Raw genomic sequence first — 19,148 nt, 5'->3', positions numbered from 1 at the left:
GTGAACTCGGCTGCGAGGTAACGCTTTTCAATGTATCTTTATCAAACTGTTAGATGTTGATTGCAGTCTCTAGAGCAACTTTCATCATGTCGTTGAAAGATTTTTGACGATCTTCAGAGCTTAATTTCTCGCCACGGATGATGTGGTCAGACACTGTTAGGATAGTTAGGGCTTTAGCACCAAGATCCGCAGCAACACCGTAGATACCAGCTGCTTCCATATCAACACCAAGGATGCCTAGCTTTTCCATTTTTTCGAAAAGGTCAGCTTCTGGAGTGTAGAAAAGGTCTGCAGAGAATACGTTACCAACTTTAACTGGAACTTCTTGTGCACGTGCTTGGTTTACAGCTTCTTCTAGAAGACCGAAATCAGCGATTGCAGCGAAGTCGTGATTGTTGAAACGAATGCGGTTTACTTTTGAGTCAGTAGAAGCACCCATACCGATAACAACGTCCATTAGTTTAACGTCGTCACGTACCGCACCACAGCTACCTACGCGAATAACGTTTTTCACGCCGTATTCAGCGATAAGCTCGTGTACGTAGATGCAGCATGATGGGATACCCATACCGTGGCCCATTACAGAAACTTTCTTACCTTTGTAAGTGCCTGTGTAACCAAACATGTTGCGAACGTCACAAACTTGCTTCACGTCATCAAGGAATGTTTCTGCAATGTATTTTGCGCGAAGCGGGTCGCCCGGCATAAGTACTGTTTCTGCGAAATCACCAGCTTGAGCATTAATATGAGGTGTAGCCATGGTCGTTCTCCAAAGTTTAAACGGTAATGATAGGAACAGGATTTAATCAATTACCGATTCTGTTGAATTGAATTCGTTTTGTTGAGGCAATATTAGCGAGTTAAAACGAGGCTCCATGAGACTTTAGTCACAAAACCGCTTTGCCATTATAGTTTTATTAATATTGATAACCAAATATGTTGAAAGCGTAAAGGCAATCGATTTTGTATGGGTAAATTGCACGATATTTAAAGATAAAGCTCGAAATATAAATCTGTTGCATATTGCCTTGGAGGCAACAATACGTTGTAGAGACGTTTGATCAGCGATAATCTAAACTTTGATAAAGAGACAAACCAAGGAATTGTATGTCGTATTGCGCTAACTCGACGCCTTCGCACTCGATGAAAACACAGTTACAGACGAAAACAAGGTTACATAAGCTAGCGTTAGTCGCTGCTAAATCGACATTAATTGCTGTTAAGTCCACATTGATTACTGCTAGAACGACTTTGTTTGCTGTGAGAACTGCTTTACTTGCTCGGGTAATTATTTTGCTTGCTGGCGCGACGATTTCGTCGTGGGTGTCTGCTGCAACTTTTGAGTTGCCACCAACAGAAAGCCGTATCGTGGGCAGAATACAGCAACACGAAGTTGCGGCGGGTGAAACCTTGGCGATCATTGCAAAGCAATACGATATTGGCTTTCTTTCTTTAATGGCGGCAAACAAAGGTGTCGATCCTTTTCTTCCTTCTGAAGGTTATGTGCTAAGCATTCCTAGCCGTTTGATTCTGCCGGATACTCCGAGAAAAGGCATTGTGATTAACCTTGCCGAGCTGAGGCTGTACTACTTTGAGCCTGAGATGAATCAGGTGCATGTATTCCCCGTCGGGATTGGTCGAGTAGGGCGTGATACTCCCGAGATGATCACTAAGATAAGCCAAAAAAGACCTAACCCGACCTGGACTCCTCCAAGCTCAATTCGCAAAGAGTACTTAGAGAAAGGCATAGAGTTACCAAGAGTGGTTCCTGCTGGGCCTGAAAATCCTTTAGGTGAATATGCATTGCGGCTTGCTTATGGTGCTGGTGATTATCTGATACATGGTACCAATAAAGACTTTGGGATTGGCTTGCGAGTGAGCTCAGGGTGTATCCGTATGGAACCTAAAGATATTGAATGGCTTTTTGAACAGGTGAGTCGTGGTGAACAAGTCACAATAATCGATGAGCCGATTAAGGTGTCTCTAGAGCCAGATAGAAGTGTATTTGTTGAAGCTCACGAACCTTTGACGCGAAGTGATGGCTCTAAGAAATTACTGCAAATCCCTGTTGAACTAAAATGGTGGCTTGAAGACGCTGATCTTCCTAATTCAAAAGCCAAAGCAGTGATCTTTGCTCAAAATGGTGTGCCTGTTGAAATTGCACCGCCTGTGATTGAGTTCTAATTTGATCGGTTGTGAGTAAAGCCCAATAGCCTTCTTTTTCTTTTCCCTCAATAAAAAAACACCACCTCGAAAGAGGTGGTGTTTTCAATTTACTGCATGTATATACGTCTTTTGAAATCTACAGCTTCATTGAGTTTCTATCTCAATTACTTAGTGTAAGACTCAGCAATGTTGTCGATACGGTCGTTAGCACGATCCGCTTCTTCTTTTGCTGCCATAGCCGCAGCTGATGCTTCTTGAGCTTTCATTTCAGCAGCCGCTTTGTCACTCTTAAGTGCTTCTACTTCGCTGCTTAGCTCAGCAACTTGGTTAGTTAGTTGGTCCATTTCTGATACCGCTGCTTCTTCAGGCTCTGAAGAACAACCAGCTAAAATAAATACTGAGGCTGCAGCTGCGATTAACGTCTTATTCATAAGAACTCCTTGCTTATTTACCATCAAAAGATGCGCTATACATTCTTTATCATATAGTCGCTTCATTAATGATTGTAGCGACTAATTTTTTAACTGCAAAAACAATAACTAAAGAAATTGCTAAATTTTTGAGGTAATTAGCCAAGCATCACGTTCTGTCTCATTTCTGAGAGTAGGGGTTTCGAGGCCGTTTTGATACTACTTTGGAGAGTGCTCCCTTTGTTAGCAACGCATACAATGTTCTAGTTAACATCAGATAAAAGGATAAATTTACTGTGATCTCTATCCTTATAAAGTACTTTCGCGGTATCATGTCACGTTAAATTAATTTTATTCAATACCATCATGACTGGAGAGTCCTTTGCACTTTAAAGATTTAGGCTTAGATAACCGCTTACTGAAGAACTTAAAACATTACGACTTCAAGAAGGCGACAGAGATCCAATCAAAAGCGATCCCTGTTGCTATTGCTGGTAAGGATCTATTGGCTTCATCAAAAACGGGATCAGGTAAAACATTGGCGTTTGTGTTGCCGATGATACATAAAGCATTAAAAACAAAAGCGTTTTCTGCTAAAGATCCTCGTGGTGTAATTTTGGCTCCTACTCGTGAGCTAGCAAAACAAGTTTACGGCGAGCTGCGTAGCATGCTTGGCGGTCTGTCTTACGAAGCCACACTTATCTTGGGTGGTGAAAACTTTAACGACCAAGTTAAAGCCCTGCGTAAGTACCCTCGTTTTATTGTTGCGACTCCAGGTCGTCTGGCCGATCACCTTGAGCACCGCTCACTGTTTTTAGATGGTGTTGAAACGCTAATTCTTGATGAAGCTGACCGTATGCTGGATTTAGGCTTCGCGCCTGAATTGCGTCGCATTGCGAATGCAGCTAAGCACCGTCGTCGTCAAACGTTGATGTTTTCTGCGACGCTTGATCACGCTGAAGTGAATGGCATTGCAAATGAAATGCTAGACGCACCTAAGCGTATCTCTGTTGGTGTTTCTAACGAGCAGCACCTTGATATCACTCAGAAATTCTACCTTTGTGACCATCTCGATCATAAAGAAGCGATTTTGGATCGTGTGATTGAAGAAGCTGAATACCGTCAGGTGATGATCTTCACTGCAACTCGTGCCGATACTGATCGTTTAACGGATAAGTTAAACGAGAAGAAGCTTAAAGCCGTTGCATTGAGTGGCAACCTAAACCAAACGCAACGTAACGCGATCATGAGTCAATTTGAGCGTGCGGTTTACAAGATCTTGGTAACAACCGATGTTGCTTCGCGTGGTATCGATATTCCAAACGTAAGCCACGTTATCAACTTTGATATGCCTAAGCATACAGAAGAGTACGTGCACCGCGTTGGTCGTACTGGTCGTGCGGGTAACAAAGGTGATGCAATCTCTTTGGTTGGTCCAAAAGACTGGGACAGCTTTAAGCGTGTTGAGCTTTACCTTCAACAAGATCTTACTTTCTCTGTGCTTGACGGTCTAAAAGGTAAATTCAAAGGTATTAAGCCTCGTCAACCTGCTTTTGCTAAAGGCGGACCTGCGAAGAAGAAGACCAGCACTCAAGTTAAGAAAACGCCGAAGAAACCAGTTAAGCGTGATAAGAGCTTCCACCAAAATGTGGCAGTGGGTGATACCGTGTTTATCCCTAAGAAGAAAGTCGCACCAAAAGTGGATGACGAGTAATCAACTTGCGTGACCCAAAAGCTGATGTTTATAAAAACTGATCTTTATAAAAGTTAACGTAAATAAAAACCGCCAATGATGGCGGTTTTTTTGTACCTGAACTTCGTGTAAGCCCTTAGCTTCTGGTACTTACAGACGGTATTTGATGATACTCGACGAGGTTTCCTCGTTAGAAATCAAAGGTAGAGAATGAGTACGCCAAGATATGGTCTGCGATGTATTTATGAGTAGCCGTCGTTGGATGCGTAACTCCCCAGAACACATAACTATCAGAGCCGTATGTGGCACAGTCATTGGTTAAACTATGACTGCGTAAATAGTCGGTTGATGAGCTTCTGTTGATATTTAGGCAAGCGTCACTCGCATTTCTAAAGCCATGCTGCTCAGGGTTATCGGTAATACTCGCGAAGAGTGCACTTGCATCGAATAACACCACGTTTTTCCCCATACCTTGATAATATTCGGCTTGGGCTTTGATGAATTGGTTGAATTCTAATATCTTGCCACGAACTTTAATGATCTCTTGCTCGGTCGAGTATTTAAATTGCGGCGCTTTGGTCGCATCGGGTAATGTGAACAACAAGATATTGTTCGCTCCAGACTCTGTTAATCGAATCAAAGCGCTGCTGAAATCAGCTTTTACATCAGCGACTTCTCGGTCGTAGTTCATGAAATCATTCAGACCAAACTCCAAAGTGAATAACGAGTTCTCAGGGCGATAATTTTTAGCCACTTTCATGTAGGTTAAGTAAGACGTGACTTGGTCATAAACACCAGTCAGCGCGACATATTGATTGGTGCCTGCTGCTCCACCCACTGCCCAGTTATACAGAGGAAGGTCTTTAGCTTTTGCTAAGTACTCAGTCCAGACTAAACCATTTGAAAAGTGTCCCAAAAACCACGAATCAGCATTCGGAAAAACCCATTGAGAGCCATTAAATAGATTGCCAGTGTCGGAAAGGCTATCACCAAAAGTGACAATACGATTAATTGTATTGGCTTGCACAGCGTTATCGTTGGTCCAGATGGAGTGATTGTAAGAGAAGCGATTATCTGCTGCAAAATAGGTGATATCTGCGACGTCATGTTGGATGTCGAGCGTCTTTTCACAACGCTGCTTTATTTCGGATTGAGGCGCGTCACTATAAAACATGTTCTTGAACGAGACTGAAGACCACCAATATCCGTTGATGGTGTAATAGTCCCCGTTCTCTTTTCTTGCCCATTGCCAATCAGTGGCTGAGGAATCGTGTGATGCGTCGGTTCGATACCAACATCGAACATACGAATAAGTTTGTTCCCCTTGCGTTTTTAGAACCTGTGCAGATGTTATGGATTCTGGAGTGGGTATAGAATCTTCAGCTGCATGAGCACCAAAAGGGATGGATAACGCGAGTATTAAAGCCGTATTTTTCATCACTGCATTCTCTTATTGTATTTAGGTAAGCCAAAAAAACGTTGTTTCTTGTTGCCTGTTACTTTTAATAACTGAATAGCGAATAACTGGTAAGACCTATATCTAACATCAATAATTCACGTCAATACATTCAACTGTCCGTCGGTTATAACTGGCATAAACATCAAATTTTCAACGTGTTTTCTGTTGTTAGAACACTCAAGTACAGGATGAAATTCGTCACTTTTTTTGAAGGTTTTGGTATCCGTTTTAGAGGTATGCAGTGAGGGTAAATTAGCAGTCTGTGCGGTTTTCGTAAGTTGTTAGATCTAATGTGATCTTTATAAAATGTGCCAAAAACCAAGGTAATATTCTTTTAATCAAAGAGTTAAAAAAAACTGTCTATTGGGATACATATTTCAATGTTAATCACCCCTGTTTAATTTAAGCTCATCATCACAAATATCAATCTCGAATTTTTTATTTTATAAAATTATAACCTACGGTTCCTTTACTCATCAGAGGTCTAATCTGTTTAAGGAAAGAGCATTGAAAAAGATATTAATTTGGACAATAGCCTGTCTATCGAGTTTTGGTGTCTATGCCGGAACAAGCGCATCGGCATTAGAAGTCAGCGGGTACACAGAAACTAAATACCCGATTATGTTGGTACATGGTCTGTTTGGTTTCGATACATTAGCGGGTGTGGACTATTTCTATGGCGTACCTGAGTCCCTAACCAAAGATGGCGCGAGTGTGTATGTAGCGCAAGTATCAGCGACCAACAGCTCTGAAATACGTGGAGAGCAGTTACTGGCTCAAGTAGAGACTCTGTTAGCTGCGACTGGGGCAAGCAAAGTGAATTTGGTTGGTCATAGCCACGGAGGGCCGACTGCACGTTATGTGGCGTCGGTTCGACCTGATCTTGTTGCGTCCGTGACGAGTATTGGCGGGGTTCATAAAGGCTCAAAGGTGGCTGACTTAGTGCGTGGAACCGTAGATGAAGGCTCTGCGACAGAAGGTATTGCGGTTAAGTTGGCTGGTGGATTGACCACGCTTATTAACTTGCTGTCTGGTGGCTCAGATTTGGATCAAGACGGGCTTGCCTCTCTTGAAGCTTTGACCACCGAAGGTTCGCTAGCATTCAATCAGTTTTACCCTGAAGGCGTTCCTACGTCTGAGTGTGGTGATGGCGAATGGCAAGCGAGTAATGGCGTTTATTACTACTCGTGGACAGGGTCTTCCAATTTTACCAACCTTCTTGATCCTACTGATGGGGCGATGACAATCCTTGGCTTAGCATTCAATGAACCTAATGATGGTTTAGTGGGAGCATGCAGCGCGCATTTGGGCAAAGTGATTGGTGACGATTATAAAATGAATCACCTAGACGAGATCAATGGCTTGTTGGGTATCCACCATCTTTTTGAGACCGATCCTGTGACGCTATATCGTCAACATGCGAATCGATTGAAGCTGGCAGGCCTGTAGGTGGCTCTGCCCATTTAATAAGAGAACAAGGAAAATACAATGAAAAAGACCGCCATTTTGTCGATAACCACAATAGCCCTGATGAGTGCAGCGGCGGTCTTTTTCATTGTCGTAAAAGAGGACCTAGATCCAAACGGTAATAGAGAACCAAAGGTTTCTTCCTTGAAAGTTGCTTCTCAACAAGATACCGAAATCGATAATGCATCAGCCAAAGACATGATGGAATATTTCGTGTCAGGCAACACCGAGTTAACCCTTGAAGAGATTCGTGACAATGTGGCGAATCACCACGAACAATCACAAGCTGCTATTGTCGATGAAGCATTGTTCGCAAAGTATCTTGAGTACAAGTCGGCACTGACATCATTAGATGTCCAATTTGACACCACATCAATATCCGCTGAGGACCTACGCGCACTCAATCAAGCGTTGCTCGACCTCCAATCTCAATTTTTCAGTGAGAGCGAGATAAGTATTCTATTTACCCATGACAACAGAATGAGGGAAGTCGCTTTAGAAAAGTTACTTCTGAAACAAGAAGGGTTAGACGAGTCGGAATATCAACAAAGGCTTGAGTCTTATCTATCTGAGCAGCCGGATTACGTTCAAGTCAGCCATCAAAATCAAGTATTACTCCCGCACCTATCCAGCTCACAAGGCCTAGATGAACAAGGGAAATACTTGAAGAGAAGCGAACTGGTTGGCGAAGAAGCGACACAGAGGCTCGAAGCGCTTGATCAACAAAGGGCGGACTTTGATGGAGCTTTAGAGGTCTACTTTGTCGAACGAAATGACATTTTGAATGACTCAGCACTCTCTGAAATTGAACAAAAAGAGACGATTGCCCAGCTTCGAGAAGCTCATTTTCAGCCCCAGCAACTTAGAAGGGTAGAAGCGATTGAGAGAATCAGAGCCACTGAGAACGGTCAGTAAGGTTTGCTGAGTTAACGAAGTTATTCAAGTTTTCAAAATTTCCTTAGTGGAGATAGTCGTGTCACAAACTTAGTAAACGTTTGCTTATTCTGTAAATGGTCAATTTTCTGAATTAAATGAACACTATCGACTAATTTTTCAAGCTTATCTAAATATAAATTCCTTCCAAGATTACAATAGTAATCCATCATTAATTGATACTCTTCTTGTGATTAATCTCACGAATATCTGTAAATGATAATTGATCTCATTATCGTTTGGGTGCATTATGCGCGAAATTTATTAATTTAGCGTATGGATTTGTTTTATTTATGAAAGCGTTTGTGTTGTTAGCTTTTGTTCTCGCCTTTTCGGGAGGAGTTGGTGCTTCGGATCAGTTCTCTTGGCTAAGGGATGATTCACGTAGTGCTAGCGAAGTACTCAATTATCTTAATAAACAGAATGATCAAACTCAGCTTTATCAAGAACGCGTTCGATCTCTGAGTGAATCCTTACAACAAAATTGGCAAGACCATCGTCCCGTGCGTGCAGATAAACCATGGAAAGAAATCGGTGGATTTGAGTACGCGATCCAAAATCGTAACAATGGGAGAGTATTACTCTCTCGACAAGTTGGGAGTGCGAATTCAGTTGAGTTGCTTAACATTGACGCTCGCTCTGTTGGTTTTGACTACTATCAGCTAGGTGGTTGGGCCTTAAATTCAGGTAAAACAAAGCTCGCGATTGCAGAAGATGTAACTGGGTCAGAGCACTACCAAGTCAGTGTTGTTGATCTTCAAAGTCGTCAAGTGACACCAGTAGCTCAAAATGTAGACAGTTCGATTGCGTGGTCGAAAGATGGTCAGTCTCTGTATTTAATTCAGCTTGAACAACATACTTCGAGACCGTATGCGTTAACCCTAAATTTCTTAAGCGAGTCCAAGCCAATCCGCTTAATCGAAGAGCTAGATCCCGCTTGGTTGCTTTCGTATTACCTTTCCAGTGATAAGCAATTTGCTGTGGTTCAGGCAAACAGTGAAAACTCCAGCGAGCAACGATTACTAAATCTCGATACAGGCGAGATCTCCAAACCACTTTTGTCACGTAAAGCGGGAGTGGAATACTACGTTGATGTTGCGGGTTCAACCTTGTATGCCAATAGTAACCATACCCGTAGTGATTTCGCTTTTTACTCAGCTCCACTCAGTCAGGCTGCACAAGTAACTCAGTGGCAAACGATCTATGCACCTAATGACGATTCCAGAATCAGTAACTTTTATCTGTTTGAGTCCGGCGCTGTGGTTGTTAGCCAAAGTGGTGCGTCTCAGTCTCTAAACTTTCTCGACAAAGATAACCGATATCGCTCAAGCCAGTTATTGGCTGACGTGGGCCAAGTTGCTTGGGTAAGCCAAGTGGGCGACTACCAAAGTAACAAATTGCACATTCGCAGCATGTCTCTGACTCAGCCTGCGAAGTGGGTCCGGTTGAATACTGATACTTTACAACGAGAACGCTTCTCTCAAGACCATTACCCTCAATACCAACAATCAGCGTATCAAACCGAGCAAGTTATGGTGAATTCTGGTGGGGTAACGATTCCAGTCACTTTGGCTTATCGCAAAGACAAATTGACTAAGACCACACCAGTGTTTTTGTATGGATACGGGGCTTATGGCATGACGATGAAGCCCTATTTCATGCCACAAATTATTAGCTTACTTGATGAAGGTGTTATTTATGCAATTGCGCATGTTCGTGGGGGCGGGTTTTATGGTGAGTCTTGGTATCAAGCCGGTAAAAGGATTAAAAAAGAAAATGCCATCTTGGATTTCATCGCAGTTGCTCGTGATTTGACAGCATACAATCTAGGTAAGCGCTCTATTTACGCAATGGGTGGAAGTGCTGGTGGCACTCTTGTTGCTGCAGCCTTAAATCAGGCTCCTGACTTGTTTGATGGTGCTGTCCTTAAAGTGCCCTTTGTCGACGTTGTGAACAGCATGTCTGATTCTGCATTACCTTTAACGGCTCAGCAGTACGGTGAGTGGGGCAACCCAAACATTGCTGATGAATTGAAGGTAATGCAGCAATATGACCCTTACCTGAATCTTAGCGAACAAAACTACCCACCAATATTGATTCAGATTGGACTGAATGACCGCCGCGTTCCCTATTGGGAAGGGGCTAAGTATTACGCAAAATTAAGCGAGCTAACGACTGGAAGTGGGCCCTATTTATTGTCGACACACTTTACTCAAGGACATTCGACAGATAGACGAAAATCCTTAGCACAACAAGCGTTTGAATACGCATTCCTTTTATCACTTACCCTGAAAGACATTAAAGCGGAGCAGTAAATGAAGCTTTCCCCCCTATCAGCGGCAGTACTGAGTGTACTTGCTGCCAACGTCGTGCACGCCGAATCTGAGGTTTACCACTTTGAAGAGGTGCTCGTAACGGCGAACAAAATAGAGCAACCGTTATCTGAAGTAGCAGGTTCAGTTGCCGTGATCACGGGTGAAGACCTAGAAAAAAAAGGCGCAACAGAACTCTACGACGCAATAAAGAGTGAACCTGGAGTCAGTGTTTCTGGGGGGGCAGGACGACCGCAAAACATTACTATTCGCGGTATGACAGGTAACCGGATTTTGATTGTTAAAGACGGGATAAAATCTGCTGATGGTTTTGGGGCTAATGACATCAACGACAAAATAGGGCGCAACTCATTCGATATGTCGAACCTCGACAGTATTGAAGTCATCAAAGGTGCGAGCTCGTCTGTGTATGGGTCCGGTGCGATTGGTGGTGTTGTGGTTGTGAGATCTAAAAAGCCGGGAGACTACCTCGACGACAAAGATTTCTATAGCGACGTCTCTGCAACCTATACCGGTATCAGTAATAAATACAAAGGCGCGACAAACCTTGCTTTCCGTTCGGGGAAATTCGAAAGCTTGGTCAATCTTTCTTATTGGGAAGGTGAAGAAACCCGTAATTTTGATGAAGACCTATATAACCGAAGTATCGATGGCGTCGGTGGTGGTTACACCCTGAACTACTGGTCAAGTGACGCCTTAATGCTCAAAGGTAATATTGAGTATTACAAAGAGAACTCAAGTCGTAAAGAAGGGTCTTCTAAGATCCAAAAGGACGGTAAATGGGACACTGAAGATTTTGACCAACAGTCTTCTACCGAGACGTTCTCTGCGTATGCGGGGTTTGAGTACCTACCTGCCAATACTTGGTTTGAGGAATTAGATGCCAAGATCTATTGGCGTGATATGACTAATGAAGATACCACCAATCGTTTGATGTCTCGAACCAACAATAACGTTTCTGAGTTACGTAGAACGATTGATGTTCGTGGTTTTACGGATCAGCTTCTCGGTGTAAACGCCGATTTTATTAGCGCATTCCAACATCAAAACATGAGCCATACCTTGTCTTATGGCGTGAGTATGGAAACCAACCTCCATGAGCGTCCAAGTCAATCTTCTGTTTTAGATTGGAACGGAGTGTCACTTAACGCGGATGTCCCTTTTGCTCCAGCCCGCTCGTACAACTTTGCTGGTTTTATTCGTGACGCGATTGAAATTGACCATTGGACTGTGACGGCAGGAGCCCGTTTTGATTTACACCAGTTGAAGCCTGAATCACAGAGCACAATCAATGGCTACGAAGTGAAGGAACAAAATTCGAACGAGTTTTCTCCTAGCTTATCGGTTAGCTATCAGTTAACAGACTCGCTAAATACCTATCTTTCGTACAACCACGGCTTTAGAGCACCGGGTTATGACAAAATTTATGGTTATCAGAACCATGATTTTGTCCCAATTACCCCATTTGTCATTGTGCCAAATATGGACCTTGAGGCTGAAACCAGTGATTCGTTTGAACTGGGCAGTAAGTTTGATAATGGACAAACACAGTTATATGCGGCTGTTTTCTATCAGAAGTTCGATAATTTTATCGACGTTAAACAGGTCACGTTTGTACCGGACCCAAATACAGGTAACTACTACAAGCAGTATCAAAACGTAAATGGAGTCGAGACGTATGGCATTGAGGCTTCTGTCGCACACCGTTTAAGCGAATTTTGGAGTGTGAATACAAAAGTCGGCTATGTTGATGGAGAAGATGAGGATGGAGAAAAAGTTCGCACACTAACGCCTTGGGAAGGTAATGCCGGCATTGCTTATGACAACAATGCATTATCAGCGTATGCACAGGTTAATTGGGCACAAGCGATGGGCAACGTGCCTCAATGTGAAGATGATTTAGGTATCGTTACTGACTGTGCGACTACTTCTGGCTGGGCGAGTGTTGACCTTGGTGTAAGTTACTCTTGGACCTTTGGTTTGGATGTCAGCGCCAACGTTATCAACCTCTTCGACAAAGAATACATCCGTTACCAAGATGTCGCGGGCATAGCTGATAGTAATAAAGTTTACTCTACAGAGCCTGGTCGTTACTTCACCGTTAACGCCAAGTATGCGTTTTAAGGAGGACATATGAAAAAGAGTCCTCTATACCTTGCTTTGTTCTTGGTTTCAGTAACAAGCAGTGCCGCCGAGTGGGATTACCCTCTCGGTAATACTGTTGTATCAACGCAGCAGGAAGCCAAAGCGTATTTAGAACAAGCTTACCCAGAGGTCGGTACGCTGAGGTTTCGCTATGCAACGCAGTCTAAGTTGGGACATCACTACAACTTCGACTTATTGATCGAAGGTGAGTACCAACAACAGAAATCTGTGGTTCTATCCACTAATTCTGACGAGCAGGTTTCACGCGTTTTCAGAAGCTTAGAAAATACCGTGTTACTCAACGGAAATCCGACAACGGCTGCTGAGCTGGAAGCTCCTCGCTTATTAGAAGCAGAGCGTGCGCCGAGCTTAAGCAGTGGGCAAATTGTTGCGACGCATGTGAATGTGTTCAGTCCTGATTTGAGAACCATGGACAGAGCTGAGCCACCAGTAAGTTTGCTAACTGATGTGAGCCAATACCCAAGTCTCCCACATTACATGCAAGCCGATGTCGAGGTGTTGGATCATAATGATGGAATTTACCTTACCAATGCTCGTGTATCTCAGGTCGACGCAGCGGCCTTATATTCGATTGACTCCGACTCAGGTGCTGTCATAAACCGTGACAGTTCAAACTTTCTCGCAGCTGAAGGTGTTACAAAGTTTGCCGATCTGAACGAGCTGCAAAATGTGGATTGGCAAGATGTGCGATTCCTACAATTGATGGTATTTGCTCATCTAGATCAGTCTTTACGCTATATCAGCAGCTTGGGCTTTGATCTGTTTGATGCCCCTCTTGAGTTCGATGGCAGAGGTTTATCTGCAGATAACTCGACGTATTATTATGGTTCCAAAGCGGCTTTGTTTGGTATTGGCGGTGGCTCACCTGATGCATTAGATGGTGATGTGATTCTGCATGAGCTTGGCCATGGGATTCATTATCACATAGTAAAAGATTGGGCTTACGGCCATACAGGTGCCATCGGTGAAGGGTTTGGAGACTACTGGGCGGGTAGTTTTAGCTTTCGTACTCAGTATGAAAATGCACAGACGCGCGGACAAGAGTTCGAGATTGATACTGTCTTTAACTGGGATGGTTACTTCGGGGTAAGGAATACCACTCGCAGCCTTTGGAACCAAAGAGCACGTTACTTTAGACAAGCAGAATATCGCCCTCATGAAAGTGTTGCGGGTGAGCTAGGTGACGAGCTTTGGTCAACGCCATTGTTCCAAGCTTTGAAAGCATCGGTTGAACAGTATGGTGAGCTCGCTTTTAAAGAGTTCGATTCAATCATACTCGAGTCTATGTACGGGGTTGGTCGCGGGTTGAAAATGCACGACCTAGCTGAAAGCACACTTTTTGTGGCTCAACAACTGTATCCAAATCGCGATTATACCGAAATATTGAAGCAAAAATTTGATGTGCATGGGCTGGTAATAGAACCGTTTAAGGTTGAAGTTGTTAGTCGCTATGTTGATCCAGAAAAAGCGCTAGCGATCGAGTTGTACCCAACACTCAGACAGGCACAGGTCGATGGCAAAATCAAAATATCGACATTAACACAGCCATTCGTTAGCGATCCGGTTAACCAACTTTCGATAGAGGCAAAACTTCCTACTGGTGAGGTTTGTGGTTCTTCAGTCGCGATGAATACGAGTGTCGACTACCGATACAGCGACGCCCTCAAATTACACAATTGGCAGCATGATTTGTCTCTTGTATATGGCTTACCTGTACTCGAATCCGATATCAAAGAAGTGAACAGTTACCTTCCTGATAGCCGGTTTAGCTCGACCAATCAGCCTATCGTTGGCTTTAAAATATTCAATTTCATCCTAAATAGCACGGCTCAAACTGCAGACGAAAATTTCGGAGTGTACCTAGATATCGAACACTCTCGTTTAAGCGATCTAGTGGTCACTCTGATTTCACCGAAGGGAACACGAGTCGATTTACTTAACCATAAATCGACACGATTTTCTGGCTTTGATGGTTACTTCTCGCTTAAACATGACTCGGTTCTTGATTCGTTTAAGGGTGAGTCTATTAACGGGTCTTGGCGTTTGGAAATCGCCGATTATGTGAATGGTGAAACTGGGCACTTAAAACGGTGGGGGCTTGGCACGATTTCGAAATACGAATGTGGAGAAACAACGACTTCACCACAAGAACCAACAGTTACCAGTGGCTCTTCTGGTGGTTCAGCTTCACTCATATCAATTCTATTCATGTCCTTGCTCTCGTTCGGCAGGTCATTTGGTACGCGTTACTTGTCTCTAATGGCAAGGCTCTTTAAAAACAAAACAAGAAGATAACTCTATGAAACCTCAATTGACAATTTTGGCCATCTCTTTAGCTCTTGCTGGCTGCGGTGGTTCGGGCGGCTCCGATACCTCTGCGTCGGCGGCACCAACTTATACCGTGTCAGGTACAGTGACAGCACAGAATATAGATTTACAAAGTAAGGCCTGTGCAGACATAAATCAAAACTACATGTGTGATAGTGGAGAACCAAGCTCGACGACTAACGCGAATGGCGAATTTAGTATCACCAGCACTAAGAAGTCGATTTTATCGGTTCCTTTGTTAGCTGAGGTGGATACGGGGATTGCAGCCAATAGCACGAACAGCTCTGCATCTTCTTACGCTTATATTGCTGCTCCCGGTCTTCAAAAAAATACTGGAAATGAGATTAATGGTATCAGTTCACTATTGGCGGGTTATGTCGCGGACGGGTTGACGGTTGCTGAAGCAAATAACAAATTAAAAGCTCAGTTGGCGAAAAGTGGCATCACGATCTCTGGCGATATTCAAGACGACTTATCGGCATCTGAACTCGCGAGTCTGGAACAAAATGTCGTATCAACAATTAAGGCGTTTAAGCACTCTAATCGTGCGTTCATGCTGGCTCAATTGAGTGCGAAATTTGATAAGAGTGCGGCCGATTATGTGGGTGGAGTACTAGATAATGAGCAAGTTACTGCTTTTGCAAATTTCCTCGAAGGAGAGCTAAAAGCAGCGACAGCATTGAATGATACGGGGGTTTTACGCTATTTCTCAGATATCGATGACACACAAGATGTCGTTGAACCACAGAGTTCATTCCCAGGTCAAGATGCAGAATACGGCTTTGATAAAACAGAGCTGAATGCCAATGCCGGCAATGGTTTCCAGTTCGCGAAGTTAGATTCAAGTGGTCAGGTGCTTGCTGATGGTGCTGCGGAGTGGTCTTGTGTTTTGGATCAACGCAGTGGCTTGATTTGGGAATCGAAAACGGATGATGAAAGCTCTATTCAACATAAAGATCGCATATTAGCGCTTGAGCTACCCGGCCTAGTAACGCCTTACGATCAAGATGTTGATTTAGCGACGTGTAAAACGAAAGGCGATGCGATATGTACCACTCAAGATTACGTTGAACATATCAATGCAATGAACTTATGCGGCAAGTCAGATTGGCGCTTGCCAACGTTCAATGAATTCTACAACGTGCTCGACTTCGGTGAGACCGAAACCAACTCGGACGGTGAAGTTTATGGTTTAACTTACAAGTACTTCCCACATCAAACCCTTGGTATTGACTATACGACTTACACTGGCTCGGTATGGACTCAATCCATTACTTATAGTCAATATACAAACACTGCTGTTGAAGGTGGCTTCTATTATAACGAGATTGGAACCCAGGGCTCAGATAGAGGGGTTGTTGGTTCTATAGAGATCTATTCGGGTGATGTAGATTCTTCAGATAATTATGACTCGTACCAATTCCCAGTTCGTTTAGTTTCACTACAAGGTCAATAGATATGAAAAATTTACTCGCCATCACTTTAATGGCTCTGTTTTCTGCGGGTGCAATGGCACAAGAGTGCAGTTTAGATATGGAAAAATCAGCGCCGAGCACGCGTTATGTCGCGAATGATAATGGGACGTTTAGCGATGAACTGACAGGATTAACTTGGATGCGCTGCCAACTGGGTAAAACTTGGGATACGAAGACATTAGCTTGTAGTGGGCCAGCTGAAACGTACCACTGGCAGAGTGCGCTTTCTATGGTTGAATCAATCAATGATCAAAGTGGCAGTCATGCGTTGCATCAGTTCGGTGGTGAAAAAGAGTGGCGCATGCCAAACATCAAAGAGTTAGTGTCATTAAAAGAAGTGGCTTGCCACTCTCCAGCAATGAGTCACAAGGTGTTTGGTGATACGTTTAACGTTGAAGCTGGAAACTTAGCCGTTTATATATGGAGTTCAACTCCTGCGAGTGATGGTCAGAGCGTGATGACGTTTGATTCGATTAATGGTGAGGTTTACCAGTACAACGCCGCACAATATAAATTTAGCGTCTTATTAGTTGCAGAATGATTTAGTTCTTAATGCGTAAATAAAAAGGCCGTGGTTTTCCACGGCCTTTAAGGTTCTGGTATATAGGTCTTAACTTAAGTCTTAGACCTAGACCTTAGACCTCAGACCTTGAAGCCTACACCTTAAACCTTACACCTTAAAATAATCCAACTGCTGCTTTTGCTGCTCGGCTAGGTTAGATAGCTCGTGGCTTGCTGCAGCGGCTTGGGTAATACCGGTTACGTTTTGGCTTACTAGGCTGTAGATATTTGAGATATTACGGTTGATGTCTGCAGTGACTTGGCTTTGCTCTTCTGCGGCAGAGGCAACCTGAGTGTTAATTTCAGTCATGTCGGTTACCGAGTTCGCAATACCAGAAAGGGCTGCGCTTACCTCGCCCGAGAGCGTTTGGTTGTGCTCTAACATAGACAGTGAACTGCTCATGCTCTCATTGGCGTTACCCGATTGAACCTGCAAACCTTCGATAATTGCTTGGATCTCTTTGGTTGAATCTTGGGTACGTGCCGCCAGCATTCGAACTTCATCGGCAACAACTGCGAAACCACGACCGCTTTCACCTGCACGAGCGGCTTCAATTGCTGCGTTAAGCGCAAGTAGGTTAGTTTGTTCAGAGATGCTTTGAATCACCTCAATCACTTTACCAATCTGTTCAGAGTGCTCTTTTAGCGTGCCTACAACGTTCGCAGCTTCGCTAAGCTGAATCGCCATTTGCTCGTTTGCTTGGTTGCTCTCATTAAACAAGCTCATGCTGTGTGTCGCCATTTCGTCGGCTTGCTTGGAAGCGGAGTCGGCTTGTACTGCATTCTCGTTGACGTGTGATGCTGTGCTCTCAAGTTGATTTACAGCAGAAGCAACCTGTTCAACCTCTTGCTTCTCTTGATCAGAGTTAGCACTTGATTGCGTCATTACTGCCGCCAGTTCTGTAGACGCAGACGCTACTTCAATACTGATTCGAGACAGTGAGCTTACCGTGTCACGCAATTGCTCAACAGATTTGTTTACGTCTTGGGCAAGGCGAGATATTTCGTTGTCACCATGTTCTTCGGCTTTTACTAGCAGGTTACCTTTTGCCACTTCGCGCATGGTTTCTTGGATATTGCTAAGCGGCTTAACAATGATGCCAGCCAGCGTCCAGCTGATGACTAATGCAATTGAAAGAATCACTAACAGTGCGATGGTTGCGGTATTGAGTGTGCTGGTGTGTTGCTGGCCATTGATGTCCACTTCTTGAGTGGCAATACGGTTTAGTTGCTTTGAAAGGAGGTTGATAGCCTGCACCATTTCATTACCCGCGTGACGGTATTGGTCGATTGCAATCTGGTAGCGGTTATCAAAATCTGAAGCGAGTGATGCATCGCCGTGTTTCGCTCTTAATAGAGGAAGCATGGTGGTGCGAGAAAAGTCGACGTAGTGATTCATCGCCTTGCTCATTGCGGCTACTTCATCTTGCATGCCTGGTACGGTATCAAGCGAGTTCAGTAGACGAGTATTTTGGTCACGTTTTTGATTTAGCGTTTCGACAAGCGTTTTGACGTCGTCAGGATTAAATAAGCTATAGATCGCCTTGATGCGCATGCCGTAGCTGTTGTCGACGATCTCGCTAAGTTCTTCTTTATGTAGAATCAGCTGATCTGTTGCTGTTGATACATCTTTAAAAGCATTTTCCAGTTTGTCACCACCGATAATGACACCCGTCAAAAGTAGTACGACGGAAAAGAGTACTGGAATCAGAATTTGTATTTTGATTGATAAGCCACTGAGAAGTTGGCGCATGTATTGTCCTTCTATGAATAAGTAAATGAGCAGAAGCAATTGTTATTATTGTTATTAATCAGTGATTCTAACTATTGAGAATGACAATTCAATCAGTAATAGATGCTATTTTTATATATGCGATAGATATTTCATAAATTCTGATTATTTATCGTACAAACAAGGCTTTAGCCATTTTTAAGATAGGGTTATTTGACGAGGAACCTTGTGCGGTATTAGGTAATGACAGGGGGCGAGATATTGAGCGGTTTGGCTTAAATAAGTTGGAATGAATATTCAGTGCCTATGAGTGAGGCTAATTTTTTACTTCAAGGCTATTTGGTAGGGGGAAAACAAGAAAATAAATTGTAGTTGTCATATAGGCTTCAATTAAGTGAAACACAACTGTCACATTCGGATTCTAA

The 19,148-nt window shown here is 43.5% G+C and carries 13 protein-coding genes; 9 read left to right on the top strand and 4 right to left on the bottom strand.

Annotated elements, in window-relative coordinates; translation table 11 throughout:
• Nucleotides 1-49 precede the first annotated feature (49 nt).
• Nucleotides 50-760, bottom strand: a complete 711-nt coding sequence (gene deoD, locus AC3CID_RS22315) for a purine-nucleoside phosphorylase (protein WP_004732072.1) — start codon at nucleotides 758-760, stop codon at nucleotides 50-52.
• Between the two features lie 347 nt (nucleotides 761-1,107).
• Between deoD and AC3CID_RS22310 the strand changes: the two genes are divergently transcribed.
• Nucleotides 1,108-2,184, top strand: coding sequence for a L,D-transpeptidase family protein (locus AC3CID_RS22310; protein WP_488527495.1), 1,077 nt, complete (start codon nucleotides 1,108-1,110; stop codon nucleotides 2,182-2,184).
• Between the two features lie 146 nt (nucleotides 2,185-2,330).
• Here the strand turns inward: AC3CID_RS22310 and AC3CID_RS22305 are convergent, their stop codons facing one another.
• Nucleotides 2,331-2,597, bottom strand: a complete 267-nt coding sequence (locus AC3CID_RS22305; RefSeq protein WP_004732066.1) for an Lpp/OprI family alanine-zipper lipoprotein — start codon at nucleotides 2,595-2,597, stop codon at nucleotides 2,331-2,333.
• A 361-nt stretch (nucleotides 2,598-2,958) separates the two neighbouring features.
• On the opposite strand from AC3CID_RS22305, the gene AC3CID_RS22300 reads away from it, so the two are divergent.
• Nucleotides 2,959-4,290 (top strand): DEAD/DEAH box helicase, encoded by a 1,332-nt coding sequence (locus AC3CID_RS22300; RefSeq protein WP_488527494.1) that lies wholly within the window; start codon nucleotides 2,959-2,961, stop codon nucleotides 4,288-4,290.
• 169 nt (nucleotides 4,291-4,459) lie between these two features.
• Here the strand turns inward: AC3CID_RS22300 and AC3CID_RS22295 are convergent, their stop codons facing one another.
• Nucleotides 4,460-5,707, bottom strand: coding sequence for an SGNH/GDSL hydrolase family protein (locus tag AC3CID_RS22295; protein ID WP_488528006.1), 1,248 nt, complete (start codon nucleotides 5,705-5,707; stop codon nucleotides 4,460-4,462).
• 528 nt (nucleotides 5,708-6,235) lie between these two features.
• Here AC3CID_RS22295 and AC3CID_RS22290 point away from each other — a divergent pair.
• The 7 genes from AC3CID_RS22290 to AC3CID_RS22260 all read left to right on the top strand — a co-directional run bounded on the left by AC3CID_RS22290 (nucleotide 6,236) and on the right by AC3CID_RS22260 (nucleotide 16,971).
• Nucleotides 6,236-7,177 carry a lipase family alpha/beta hydrolase gene (locus AC3CID_RS22290; protein WP_108121857.1) on the top strand — a complete coding sequence of 314 codons (942 nt, stop codon included), beginning with the start codon at nucleotides 6,236-6,238 and terminating at the stop codon, nucleotides 7,175-7,177.
• A 39-nt stretch (nucleotides 7,178-7,216) separates the two neighbouring features.
• Nucleotides 7,217-8,110, top strand: a complete 894-nt coding sequence (locus AC3CID_RS22285; RefSeq protein ID WP_488527493.1) for a lipase secretion chaperone — start codon at nucleotides 7,217-7,219, stop codon at nucleotides 8,108-8,110.
• 311 nt (nucleotides 8,111-8,421) lie between these two features.
• The gene (locus AC3CID_RS22280; protein ID WP_488527492.1) at nucleotides 8,422-10,443 is read left to right on the top strand and encodes a prolyl oligopeptidase family serine peptidase; all 2,022 of its coding nucleotides are present in this window, start codon (nucleotides 8,422-8,424) and stop codon (nucleotides 10,441-10,443) included.
• The gene (locus AC3CID_RS22275; protein WP_488527491.1) at nucleotides 10,444-12,585 is read left to right on the top strand and encodes a TonB-dependent hemoglobin/transferrin/lactoferrin family receptor; all 2,142 of its coding nucleotides are present in this window, start codon (nucleotides 10,444-10,446) and stop codon (nucleotides 12,583-12,585) included.
• A gap of 9 nt (nucleotides 12,586-12,594) precedes the next feature.
• On the top strand, nucleotides 12,595-14,922 hold the full coding sequence (locus tag AC3CID_RS22270; protein WP_488527490.1) for a proprotein convertase P-domain-containing protein: 2,328 nt from the start codon (nucleotides 12,595-12,597) through the stop codon (nucleotides 14,920-14,922).
• Nucleotides 14,923-14,926: 4 nt separating this feature from the next.
• Nucleotides 14,927-16,411, top strand: coding sequence for an Lcl domain-containing protein (locus tag AC3CID_RS22265; protein WP_488527489.1), 1,485 nt, complete (start codon nucleotides 14,927-14,929; stop codon nucleotides 16,409-16,411).
• Nucleotides 16,412-16,413: 2 nt separating this feature from the next.
• Entirely contained in the window at nucleotides 16,414-16,971 is a 558-nt protein-coding gene (locus tag AC3CID_RS22260; protein ID WP_488527488.1) for an Lcl C-terminal domain-containing protein, read from the top strand.
• A gap of 129 nt (nucleotides 16,972-17,100) precedes the next feature.
• Here AC3CID_RS22260 and AC3CID_RS22255 read toward each other — a convergent pair whose 3' ends face one another.
• The gene (locus AC3CID_RS22255; RefSeq protein WP_108092999.1) at nucleotides 17,101-18,744 is read right to left on the bottom strand and encodes a methyl-accepting chemotaxis protein; all 1,644 of its coding nucleotides are present in this window, start codon (nucleotides 18,742-18,744) and stop codon (nucleotides 17,101-17,103) included.
• Between the last annotated feature and the right edge of the window lie 404 nt (nucleotides 18,745-19,148).

This window comes from Vibrio sp. QJM3NY_21, assembly GCF_057785975.1.
The sequence above is the reverse complement of the archived record's forward strand: the minus strand, read 5'-3'. Positions and strand labels throughout refer to the sequence as shown.

Excerpts from the sequence above, each read along its gene's own strand:
- deoD (WP_004732072.1), bottom strand. The coding sequence starts at position 760 with ATGGCTACACCTCATATTAATGCTCAAGCTGGTGATTTCGCAGAAACA.
- AC3CID_RS22310 (WP_488527495.1), top strand. The coding sequence starts at position 1,108 with ATGTCGTATTGCGCTAACTCGACGCCTTCGCACTCGATGAAAACACAG.
- AC3CID_RS22305 (WP_004732066.1), bottom strand. The coding sequence starts at position 2,597 with ATGAATAAGACGTTAATCGCAGCTGCAGCCTCAGTATTTATTTTAGCT.
- AC3CID_RS22295 (WP_488528006.1), bottom strand. The coding sequence starts at position 5,707 with ATGAAAAATACGGCTTTAATACTCGCGTTATCCATCCCTTTTGGTGCT.
- AC3CID_RS22285 (WP_488527493.1), top strand. The coding sequence starts at position 7,217 with ATGAAAAAGACCGCCATTTTGTCGATAACCACAATAGCCCTGATGAGT.
- AC3CID_RS22280 (WP_488527492.1), top strand. The coding sequence starts at position 8,422 with ATGAAAGCGTTTGTGTTGTTAGCTTTTGTTCTCGCCTTTTCGGGAGGA.
- AC3CID_RS22275 (WP_488527491.1), top strand. The coding sequence starts at position 10,444 with ATGAAGCTTTCCCCCCTATCAGCGGCAGTACTGAGTGTACTTGCTGCC.
- AC3CID_RS22270 (WP_488527490.1), top strand. The coding sequence starts at position 12,595 with ATGAAAAAGAGTCCTCTATACCTTGCTTTGTTCTTGGTTTCAGTAACA.
- AC3CID_RS22265 (WP_488527489.1), top strand. The coding sequence starts at position 14,927 with ATGAAACCTCAATTGACAATTTTGGCCATCTCTTTAGCTCTTGCTGGC.
- AC3CID_RS22260 (WP_488527488.1), top strand. The coding sequence starts at position 16,414 with ATGAAAAATTTACTCGCCATCACTTTAATGGCTCTGTTTTCTGCGGGT.
- AC3CID_RS22255 (WP_108092999.1), bottom strand. The coding sequence starts at position 18,744 with ATGCGCCAACTTCTCAGTGGCTTATCAATCAAAATACAAATTCTGATT.